Origin of the sequence: Streptomyces poriferorum (assembly GCF_019399235.1) — a bacterium.
Taxonomy (GTDB): domain Bacteria; phylum Actinomycetota; class Actinomycetes; order Streptomycetales; family Streptomycetaceae; genus Streptomyces; species Streptomyces poriferorum.
This window is the reverse complement of sequence record NZ_JAELVH010000250.1, coordinates 1-9,547: the sequence shown is the minus strand read 5'-3', so window position 1 is coordinate 9,547 and position 9,547 is coordinate 1. Positions and strand designations below refer to the sequence as shown.

The following is a 9,547-nucleotide window of genomic DNA, read 5'->3' as shown; positions in this document are numbered from 1 at the left end:
GCCGCCATCCGCGCCACCTCCGCCGTCTCCGCGGCGGTGGCCTCGTGATCGCCGTTGGGCGAGTCACCGATGGTGCCGAGAGCGAGACCGCTCGTCCAGTCGACCACGGCGGCACCACGGGCACCGGGCAGTCTCATGACGTCGAGCAGGCACTCGTCGATTCCGGGCACGCGGACTCCCCTCCGACGCGGCGTGCGGCTGTGACCCTGAGGTTACGCAACGTGCTCGCTCCAGGTGGAGGTTCTGGCATTTTCCATAGGTACATGCGGGAGGTTCGGGAGAATGCCCCGCCGCGGACTGCTGTGGGCCGTTTTGGGGTGCCTCGGGGTGCGCGGACCGGCTGTCCGCCACGCCCTGTTGACTGGAGCTATTCAGCCACTCAAGATGTGAATAGAAAATTCACAGTCGCGAGGAGGCATTGCCATGTCAGGACCCCGCCCCGTACGGGCACCGCGCGGTACCGAACTGAGCGCCCTGGGATGGCAGCAGGAAGCCGCGCTGCGCATGCTGCAGAACAACCTCGACCCCGAGGTCGCCGAGCACCCCGACAAGCTCGTCGTCTACGGCGGCACGGGCAAGGCGGCCCGCGACTGGCGCTCGTTCGACGCGATGGTCCGCACGCTGCGGACGCTCAAGCAGGACGAGACGATGCTCGTCCAGTCGGGGCGGCCGGTCGGCGTCATGCAGACGCACGAGTGGGCCCCGCGGGTCCTGATCGCCAACTCCAACCTGGTCGGCGACTGGGCGAACTGGGAGGAGTTCCGCCGCCTCGAGGCGCTCGGGCTCACCATGTACGGCCAGATGACCGCCGGTTCGTGGATCTACATCGGCACACAGGGCATCCTCCAGGGCACGTACGAGACGTTCGCCGCCGTCGCCGCGAAGAAGTTCGGCGGCACGCTGGCCGGGACGATCACGCTGACCGCCGGACTCGGTGGCATGGGCGGTGCCCAGCCGCTCGCCGTGACGATGAACGACGGCGTCGCGATCTGTATCGACTGCGACCCGCGCGCCATCGAGCGCCGCATCGAGCACCGCTTCCTGGATGTGAAGGCCGACAACCTGGAGCACGCGCTCCAGCTGGCCACCGAGGCCAGGGACGCGCGCAAGCCGCTCTCCATCGGACTGCTCGGCAACGCGGCCGAGCTGCTGCCCCGGATGCTCGCCGAGGGCGCCCCGGTCGACATCGTCACCGACCAGACCAGCGCGCACGACCCGCTGGCCTACCTCCCGCTCGGTGTCGACTTCGACGACATGGCCGACTACGCCACCGAGAAGCCGGCCGACTTCACCCAGCGCGCCCGTGAGTCGATGGCGAAGCACGTCGAGGCGATGGTCGGCTTCATGGACGCCGGTGCGGAGGTCTTCGACTACGGCAACTCGATCCGCGGCGAGGCCCAGCTCGCCGGATACGGGCGGGCCTTCGACTTCCCCGGCTTCGTGCCCGCGTACATCCGGCCGCTGTTCTGCGAGGGCAAGGGCCCGTTCCGCTGGGCGGCGCTCTCGGGTGAGGCCTCCGACATCCACCGGACCGACAAGGCCATGCTGGAGCTCTTCCCGGAGAACGAGTCGCTGCACCGCTGGATCAAGATGGCCGGCGAGCGCGTCCACTTCCAGGGCCTGCCCGCCCGCATCTGCTGGCTCGGCCAGGGCGAGCGCGACAAGGCCGGCGAGCGCTTCAACGACATGGTGGCCCGTGGCGACCTGGTCGCACCGCTGGCCATCGGCCGTGACCACCTGGACTGCGGCTCGGTCGCCTCGCCGTACCGCGAGACCGAGGCCATGCTCGACGGATCCGACGCGATCGCCGACTGGCCGCTGCTGAACGCGATGGTCAACGTGGCCTCCGGCGCCTCCTGGGTCTCCATCCACCACGGGGGCGGGGTCGGCATGGGCCGCTCCATCCACGCCGGACAGGTCACGGTCGCCGACGGTACGAAGCTGGCGGGCGAGAAGATCCGCCGGGTGCTGACCAACGACCCGGGCATGGGCGTCATCCGGCACGTCGACGCCGGCTACGACATCGCGGAGTCGGTCGCAGCGGAGCGCGGGGTCAGGGTCCCGATGCGCGAGGGCGACCCGTCCGGCACGAGCACCGCGGCAGGCACGGACGGGACCGCCGCGTCCCCCACGAGCACCGCGTCCGGCACGGACGGGACCGCCGCGTGAGCCCCACCTTCCATGCGATGTGGGCGTCGTTGCGGAACATCGGCCGCAACGCCGAGTCCGGCGGCTACCGGCGCTACGCCTGGACCGGGGCCGACGCCGACTGCCGCCTCTGGTTCCGGATGCAGGCCGAGGCCCGCGGCCTCGACTGCGAGGTGGACCGCAACGGCAACCAGTGGGCCTGGCTCGGCGACCCCCTCGCGGGGGACGCCGTCGTCACCGGCTCGCACCTCGACTCCGTGCCGGACGGCGGAGCCTTCGACGGGCCGCTCGGGGTCGTCTCCTCCTTCGCCGCGCTCGATGAACTCCGCCACAGGGGAGTGGAGTTCAACCGGCCGCTGGCGATCACCAACTTCGGTGACGAGGAAGGGGCCCGCTTCGGCCTCGCCTGCGTCGGCTCCAGGCTCGCCGCCGGGCAGCTGACGGTCGAGGCCGCGCACCGGCTGCGTGACGGTGACGGCATCACCCTGCCGCAGGCCATGGAGGCGGCCGGGTACGACCCCGACGCCATCGGCCCGGACCCCGGACGGCTCGCCCGTATCGGTGCGTTCGTCGAACTCCACGTCGAGCAGGGCCGCGCCCTCGACCTGACCGGCGACCCGGTCGGCATCGCCTCCGCGATCTGGCCGCACGGACGCTGGCGCTTCGACTTCCGGGGCGAGGCCAACCACGCGGGCACCACCCGGCTCGCCGACCGCCGCGACCCGATGCTCACGTACGCCGAGACGGTGCTCGCGGCCCGCCGGGAGGCGGAGCTGGCCGGAGCGCTGGCCACCTTCGGCAAGATCGCCGTGGAGCCGAACGGTGTCAACGCCATTCCCTCTCTCGTGCGCGGCTGGCTCGACTCCCGCGCCGCAGACCAGGGCACCCTGGACACCGTCGTCGCCGGCATCGAGCGGGCCGCCCGGGAACACGCCGAGCGGGCCGGGATCGACCTGGACGTCGTACGGGAGTCCTTCACGCCCGTCGTGGAGTTCGAGCACGCCCTGCGTGACGAGCTGGGCGCGCTCCTCAAGGGGTCGGACCTCCGCGACACCGGACGGGACGTCCCCGTACTCGGCACCGGAGCCGGACACGACGCGGGTATTTTGTCCGCTTCGGTCCCTACCGCCATGCTGTTCGTACGGAACCCCACCGGGATCTCGCACTCGCCGGCCGAGTACGCCGCCGAGGACGACTGCGTGGCCGGGGTGATCGCACTCGCCGACGTACTGGAAGGTCTCGCGTGCCGATGACAACGGAGCCGACGACGGAGCCGACAGCGGAGCCCGCAATGGATCCCACCAGGGAGCCGGCAACGGAGCCGACGACGGATCCCACGAGTGAGCCCGCCACGGAGTCGCCAACGGAGCCGCCGGCAGGCCCCGCCACGGACCCCGCCGCGGAGCCGACGACGGGCCCCGCGACGGAGCGCGCCACGGCCCCCGTAACGGAGCCGGCGGGCAGGCCCGCCGTCGTGACGTACTGGCTCTCCCACGCCTGGCTCGGCACCCATGTCGAGCCGGACGTCGTCCTGGAGGTGTCCGGCGGGCGGATCGCCGGGGTGCGGACCGGCGTCGAAACTCCGCCACCCGGCGCGACCGCGCTGCGCGGGCTCACCCTGCCCGGCCTCGCCAACGCCCATTCGCACGCCTTCCACCGTGCCCTGCGCTCCACCGTCCAGGTCGGCTCCGGCACCTTCTGGACCTGGCGCGAGACCATGTACCAGGTCGCGTCCCGGCTCACCCCCGACACGTACTACGACCTGGCGCGTGCCGTGTACGCCGAGATGGCGCTGGCCGGCATCACCGCGGTCGGCGAATTCCACTATCTGCACCACGCGCCGGGCGGTGTCCCGTACGACAACCCGAACGCGATGGGTGAGGCCCTGATCGCGGCCGCCCGCGAGGCCGGGATCCGGATCACCCTGCTGGACACCGCCTACCTCGCCGCCGGATTCGGCCGCAGGCCCTCCCAGTACCAGCAGCCAGACCGGCACCAGCTGCGCTTCTCCGACACGACCGCCGACGCCTGGGCGGAGCGCGCAGGTCTCCTCAAGGGTGACGAGAACACCCTGATCGGCGCCGCCGTCCACTCCGTGCGGGCCGTCCCCGCCGACCAGCTGGCCACCGTCGCGCAGTGGGCCGAGCAGCGGCACGCCCCGCTGCACGTCCACCTCTCCGAGCAGACCGCGGAGAACGACGCCTGCCTCGCCGCCCACGGCCGCACCCCCACCCGGCTCCTCGCCGACCACGGGGTCCTCGGCCCGCGCACCACCGGCGTCCACAACACCCACCTCACCGGCGAGGACATCGAGCTCATCGGCTCGACGGCCACCGGCACCTGCATGTGCCCGACCACCGAACGCGACCTGGCCGACGGCATCGGCCCGGCCGTCGCCCTCCAGCGCGCCGGATCGCCGCTCTCGCTGGGCAGCGACAGCCACGCCGTGATCGACCTCTTCGAAGAGGCCCGCGCGATGGAGCTCAACGAGCGCCTGCGCACCCGCACCCGAGGCCACTGGACGGCCGCCGCACTGCTGCGCGCCGCCTCCGCCGACGGCCACGCCGCACTCGGCCGGCCGGACGCGGGCATCCTCGAACCTGGCGCACCCGCCGACCTCGTGACCATCGCCCTCGACTCCGTCAGAACAGCGGGACCGGTGCCCCGGCTGGCAGCCGAGACAGCGGTATTCGCCGCCTCCGCCGCTGATGTGCGCCACACCGTGGTCGCGGGCCGGCACCTCGTCCGCGACGGACATCACGCGTCGGTCGACGACGTCCCCGGAGCGCTCGCGCGAGCCATCGCGGCCCTGCACCACTGAGCACCCAGGCGGTGGCCACTCCGCCGTCCCCACGCAAGGAGAGCAGCCCCCCGATGACGACGACCGCGATCACCCACATCTCCGCACTGGTCACCAACGACCCCTCCCTCGGCGACAGTTCCCCCCTCGGACTGATCCAGGACGCGGCCGTCGTCATCGAGGGCGACCGGGTCGTCTGGACCGGTGAATCAAGCAAAGCACCCGCCACTGACAACGCCGTCGACGTGGGCGGCCGGGCCGTGATCCCGGGCTTCGTCGACTCCCACTCCCACCTCGTCTTCGCGGGCGACCGCACCCAGGAGTTCAACGCCCGGATGTCCGGCCGCGCCTACAGCGCGGGCGGCATCAGGACCACCGTCGCCGCCACCCGCGCCGCGACCGACGAGGAGCTCTCCGCCAACGTCGCCCGCTACCTCGCCGAGGCGCTGCGCCAGGGCACCACGACGTTCGAGACCAAGTCCGGCTACGGCCTCACCGTCGAGGACGAGGCCCGCGCCCTGCGCATCGCCGCCCGTCACACCGACGAGGTCACCTTCCTCGGCGCCCACATCGTCTCCCCGGACTACGCGGACGATCCGGCCGGATACGTCGACCTGGTCACCGGCCCGATGCTCGACGCCTGTGCCCCGTACGCCCGTTGGATCGACGTCTTCTGCGAGAAGGGTGCCTTCGACGGCGACCAGGCCCGGGCGGTCCTGACCGCGGGCCGTGCGAAGGGACTCCACCCCCGGGTCCACGCCAACCAGCTCGGACACGGCCCCGGCGTCCAGCTCGCCGTCGAGCTCGACGCCGCGTCCGCCGACCACTGCACCCACCTCACCGACGCCGACGTCGACGCACTGGCCCAGTCGGAGACCGTCGCCACGCTGCTCCCCGGCGCCGAGTTCTCCACCCGGGCCGCCTGGCCCGACGCCCGCCGCCTCCTCGACGCGGGTGCCACCGTCGCGCTCTCCACGGACTGCAACCCGGGCTCCTCGTTCACCTCGTCCGTGCCGTTCTGCGTCGCCCTCGCCGTCCGGGACATGGGGATGACCCCCGACGAGGCGCTCTGGTCCGCCACGGCGGGCGGCGCGGCGGCCCTGCGCCGCGACGACATCGGCCGGATCGCCCCCGGCGCCCGCGCCGACCTGGTGGTCCTCGACGCCCCCAGTCACGTTCACCTCGCCTACCGGCCGGGCGTCCCGCTGGTCCACGAGGTCTGGCGGCGCGGCGAGCGGGTCGTGGCGCCCCGCCCCTCCTGACCGGCTCGGGAACGCGGAAGGACCTGCCCCTCGGCGGGGCAGGTCCTTGATCCGTGAGCCGGTCGAGCAGTCCCGCAAGCGTGTCGCGGGGTGCTCGCTCATTCCTCCAGGGTCAGTCCCTTGCGGAGCTTGGCCAGGGTGCGGGAGAGCAGGCGCGACACGTGCATCTGCGAGATGCCGAGCTCCTCGCCGATCTCCGACTGCGTCATGTTGGCGACGAACCGGAGCGAGAGGATCGTCCGGTCGCGGCCCGGCAGCGAGGCGATCAGCGGCTTCAGGGACTCGACGTACTCGATGCCTTCGAGTCCGTGGTCCTCGTAGCCGATCCGGTCGGCCAGCGCGCCCTCGTTGTCGTCCTCCTCGGGCTTGGCGTCCAGCGAGCTCGCGGTGTACGCGTTGCTCGCGGCCATGCCCTCGACGACCTCGTCGTGGGTGATGCCGAGGCGGTCGGCGAGCTCGCCCACGGTGGGCGAGCGGTCCAGCTGCTGGGCGAGCTCGTCGCCCGCCTTGGCCAGGTCGAGCCGCAGTTCCTGCAGGCGGCGCGGTACGCGCACGGACCAGCTGGTGTCGCGGAAGAAGCGCTTGATCTCCCCGATGATGGTCGGCATCGCGAAGGTCGGGAACTCGACGCCGCGGCTGAGCTCGAACCGGTCGATCGCCTTGATCAGGCCGATGGTGCCGACCTGGATGATGTCCTCCATCGGTTCGCTGCGCGAGCGGAACCGGGAGGCGGCGAACTTGACCAGGGCAAGATTCAGTTCGACGAGCGTGTTGCGCACGTAGGAGTACTCGTGCGTGCCCTCTTCGAGGGATTCCAGCCGGGCGAAGAGCGTCTTCGACAGGGCCCTGGCGTCCACCGGCCCCACTTCGGCGTAGGGCGGGATCTCGGGAAGTCCTTCGAGACCGGTCACGCCTTCGGTGCTGTTGTCGTCATCGGAACTGCTGGTGTCACTGCCACTGCTGGTGGTGCGGTTGCGCGTGCCGTCCAGGACGGCCGCAGCAGGGGAGTCTGATTCGGTCAGTCCCTGAGGACATGCTGACGTCGCGTTGTGGGTACGCGGTTCGTCGAGCCGGGGTGACATGGTCTCCTCCATCGTTCTCGGCATATGGCTGCCGATGCCCATACGTGTTCCTGCGGTGAAGCGGCGCCTCCAAAGCCGGCCGTGTTTCGGGTGTCCCCCTACCCTTACCCGGTTCCTGCGGGTCGTTACAAGCGCCAATTGACGCCATATGTCCGGTATGTTGAGTTCTTCGGCTACCACGTGGCGCACGGAACGCGTAGAGTTTCAAGAACGTCAGCGATAGCTGCAACTCATCTGCATGTGCATCGATGCGGACAGTGACGAGATGAAGAGGAACGGGCATGGACCGCGGGACGGTCGGCAGTGCGAACCGGGGCCGGCTTCAGGTCGAGACCCGGACCGAGGGCCGCAGCGAGGTCGTGAAACCGGTGGGTGAGCTCGATCACCACACGGCGGACCTGCTGCGCGAGCCCTTGGAGCACGCGGTCGAGCAGGGGCGTGCGCGCCTGGTGGTCGACTGCTCGGAACTCGAATTCTGTGATTCCACCGGGCTCAATGTGCTGCTCGGTGCCCGCCTCAAGGCGGAGGCGGCCGGGGGAGGGGTCCATTTGGCCGGAATGCTGCCGGTGGTGGCACGGGTCTTCGAGATCACCGGGGCCGAGGCGGTATTCACCGTCCACGACTCCCTCGAAGAGGCCCTGGACACCTGATCGTGCCGCGGTTCTACACCCCGGGCGCCCCATCTGTTGCCCGTGTCACGCGTTCCGCGTAGGCGAAGTGGGTGTTGTCGCGAAACGGCAGGGCAGGAGACACCTCGGTGAGCGGTGAGAGACCTGCACACTCGTGTCTCCGGTATCCCTATCGGTGTCCGTATCAGTATTCGTATCTGTATCTGTATCTGTTCAATGGCGACATGGTGAATCGGTGAGGTGAAGCGCTGATGGGCACCACCCGGCAGCATCCGCCGGGCGACCTCGGCCGCGAGCCGGAGGGCGCAGGCGTGGGTGCACGCGCCGACGCGGGCATCCGCGCGGACGCGGATACCGGCGTTCCCTCCGCCGCGCCCGCTGAGTCCGCGGAGTCCGCGGGGCGGCAGTGGCGCACGCTGTCGCTGCGGGATGCCACCGGCATCGTGCCGACGGCCCGCGACTTCGCCCGCCAGGCGCTCCATGACTGGGGCTGGCTCCCCGCCTCGACCGCCGACCGTCGTGCAGCCGCCGAGGACGTCCTGCTGGTCGTCTCCGAGCTGGTCACCAACGCCTGTCTGCACGCGGACGGCCCCGACGAGCTCCGCATCGCCCGCACGCCGAAGGCGCTGCGGGTGGAGGTCGCCGACGGCGGTGCGGGACAGCCCGCTCCCCGTACGCCGCACCGCGCCGGACGGCCCGGTGGTCACGGCATGTTCATCGTGCAGCGGCTCTGCCTGGACTGGGGAGTCGTGCGGATGCCGGGTGAGCCCGGCAAGACCGTCTGGGCGGAGCTGGCCGCCCCCGTGTAGCCCCGTGCGGGTTTCCCCGCTCGTCCCCCCGGGCTCGTACGCCCCTCGAAGAGCGCGCCGGATCGGCGCGCTCTTTGTCTTCCCTCCACAAGGCCCCGGGCGTACCTTGACGGCCAATCTGATGTGTCGTCAGTTACTTGCGCCGCACCCGAGCGGTGCGCGGCGACTCCCGGCATGAGGGGAACTCGAGGTGTCGAACCAGAAGCGAACAGCTCTCGCGCTGGCGTCCGGGCTGGCCGGCGCGGTGGTGCTGCTGGCCGCGCCCGCCGCCCACGCGACGGTCGTCGACGTCAACTACAAGTGCAAGACCCCGATCGGTGACAAGGCCGCCGTCTCACCGATCGACATCAAGAGCGTCAAGAGCGGCAGCGGCTACAAGCTCACCATGTCCTTCCAGAAGGGCGTCTCCTCCAGCCCGGTCGAACTGGGCAAGGGCGCGATGAACCCCAGTGCGGTGATCAAGGTGGGCGGCGCCGACCCGGGACAGGTCCAGGTCTCCGGCCCGGCCAACTCCGCGGCCATTCCCGCCAACAGCCCCATCAAGATCAACGACCTGTCGGGTACCTACACCCCGAAGAAGAGCGGCAAGGTCGACTTCACCGCCGGGGTGCTCACCATCAAGGCGCTCGGTACGACGACGACCTGCACCCCGTCGAACAACCCGGGCCCCTCGCTCTCCCTGGACGTCACCGCGGCGGGCGGCGGCACGAGCGGCGGCGCGACCACGCCCGACACCGACACGTCCCTGCCCAAGACCGGCCCGCTGGACTCGGCCGTGGCGCTCGGCACCCTCGGCGGCACGGTGCTGCTGACCGGT

At 71.0% G+C, this 9,547-nt stretch carries 8 protein-coding genes; 7 read left to right on the top strand and 1 reads right to left on the bottom strand.

What is annotated here, in order from left to right:
• Positions 1 to 423 precede the first annotated feature (423 nt).
• The 4 genes from hutU to hutI are packed head-to-tail and all read left to right on the top strand — an operon-like array spanning position 424 to position 6,210.
• Complete coding sequence (hutU, locus tag JGS39_RS31220; protein WP_236064340.1) at positions 424 to 2,169, top strand: urocanate hydratase; 1,746 nt, start codon at positions 424 to 426, stop codon at positions 2,167 to 2,169.
• Between the two features lie 17 nt (positions 2,170 to 2,186).
• Complete coding sequence (locus JGS39_RS31215) at positions 2,187 to 3,401, top strand: allantoate amidohydrolase (protein ID WP_219573104.1); 1,215 nt, start codon at positions 2,187 to 2,189, stop codon at positions 3,399 to 3,401.
• A 38-nt stretch (positions 3,402 to 3,439) separates the two neighbouring features.
• Complete coding sequence (locus tag JGS39_RS31210; RefSeq protein WP_236064341.1) at positions 3,440 to 4,969, top strand: formimidoylglutamate deiminase; 1,530 nt, start codon at positions 3,440 to 3,442, stop codon at positions 4,967 to 4,969.
• A 53-nt stretch (positions 4,970 to 5,022) separates the two neighbouring features.
• Positions 5,023 to 6,210 carry an imidazolonepropionase gene (gene hutI / locus JGS39_RS31205; RefSeq protein ID WP_219573101.1) on the top strand — a complete coding sequence of 396 codons (1,188 nt, stop codon included), beginning with the start codon at positions 5,023 to 5,025 and terminating at the stop codon, positions 6,208 to 6,210.
• Positions 6,211 to 6,308: 98 nt separating this feature from the next.
• Here hutI and JGS39_RS31200 read toward each other — a convergent pair whose 3' ends face one another.
• A complete protein-coding gene (locus JGS39_RS31200; protein WP_219573102.1) occupies positions 6,309 to 7,292 on the bottom strand; it encodes an RNA polymerase sigma factor SigF in 984 nt (327 codons plus the stop codon).
• 281 nt (positions 7,293 to 7,573) lie between these two features.
• On the opposite strand from JGS39_RS31200, the gene JGS39_RS31195 reads away from it, so the two are divergent.
• The 3 genes from JGS39_RS31195 to JGS39_RS31185 form a co-directional block, all read left to right on the top strand.
• A complete protein-coding gene (locus tag JGS39_RS31195) occupies positions 7,574 to 7,942 on the top strand; it encodes an STAS domain-containing protein (protein ID WP_219573100.1) in 369 nt (122 codons plus the stop codon).
• Between the two features lie 230 nt (positions 7,943 to 8,172).
• The gene (locus JGS39_RS31190; RefSeq protein ID WP_219573099.1) at positions 8,173 to 8,730 is read left to right on the top strand and encodes an ATP-binding protein; all 558 of its coding nucleotides are present in this window, start codon (positions 8,173 to 8,175) and stop codon (positions 8,728 to 8,730) included.
• A gap of 190 nt (positions 8,731 to 8,920) precedes the next feature.
• Positions 8,921 to 9,547 (top strand): peptidase (locus JGS39_RS31185; protein ID WP_219573098.1); only part of this gene is annotated, 627 nt, incomplete at its 3' end.

Excerpts from the sequence above, each read along its gene's own strand:
- JGS39_RS31190 (WP_219573099.1), top strand. The coding sequence starts at position 8,173 with ATGGGCACCACCCGGCAGCATCCGCCGGGCGACCTCGGCCGCGAGCCG.
- JGS39_RS31195 (WP_219573100.1), top strand. The coding sequence starts at position 7,574 with ATGGACCGCGGGACGGTCGGCAGTGCGAACCGGGGCCGGCTTCAGGTC.
- hutI (WP_219573101.1), top strand. The coding sequence starts at position 5,023 with ATGACGACGACCGCGATCACCCACATCTCCGCACTGGTCACCAACGAC.
- JGS39_RS31200 (WP_219573102.1), bottom strand. The coding sequence starts at position 7,292 with ATGTCACCCCGGCTCGACGAACCGCGTACCCACAACGCGACGTCAGCA.
- hutU (WP_236064340.1), top strand. The coding sequence starts at position 424 with ATGTCAGGACCCCGCCCCGTACGGGCACCGCGCGGTACCGAACTGAGC.
- JGS39_RS31215 (WP_219573104.1), top strand. The coding sequence starts at position 2,187 with ATGTGGGCGTCGTTGCGGAACATCGGCCGCAACGCCGAGTCCGGCGGC.
- JGS39_RS31210 (WP_236064341.1), top strand. The coding sequence starts at position 3,440 with ATGGATCCCACCAGGGAGCCGGCAACGGAGCCGACGACGGATCCCACG.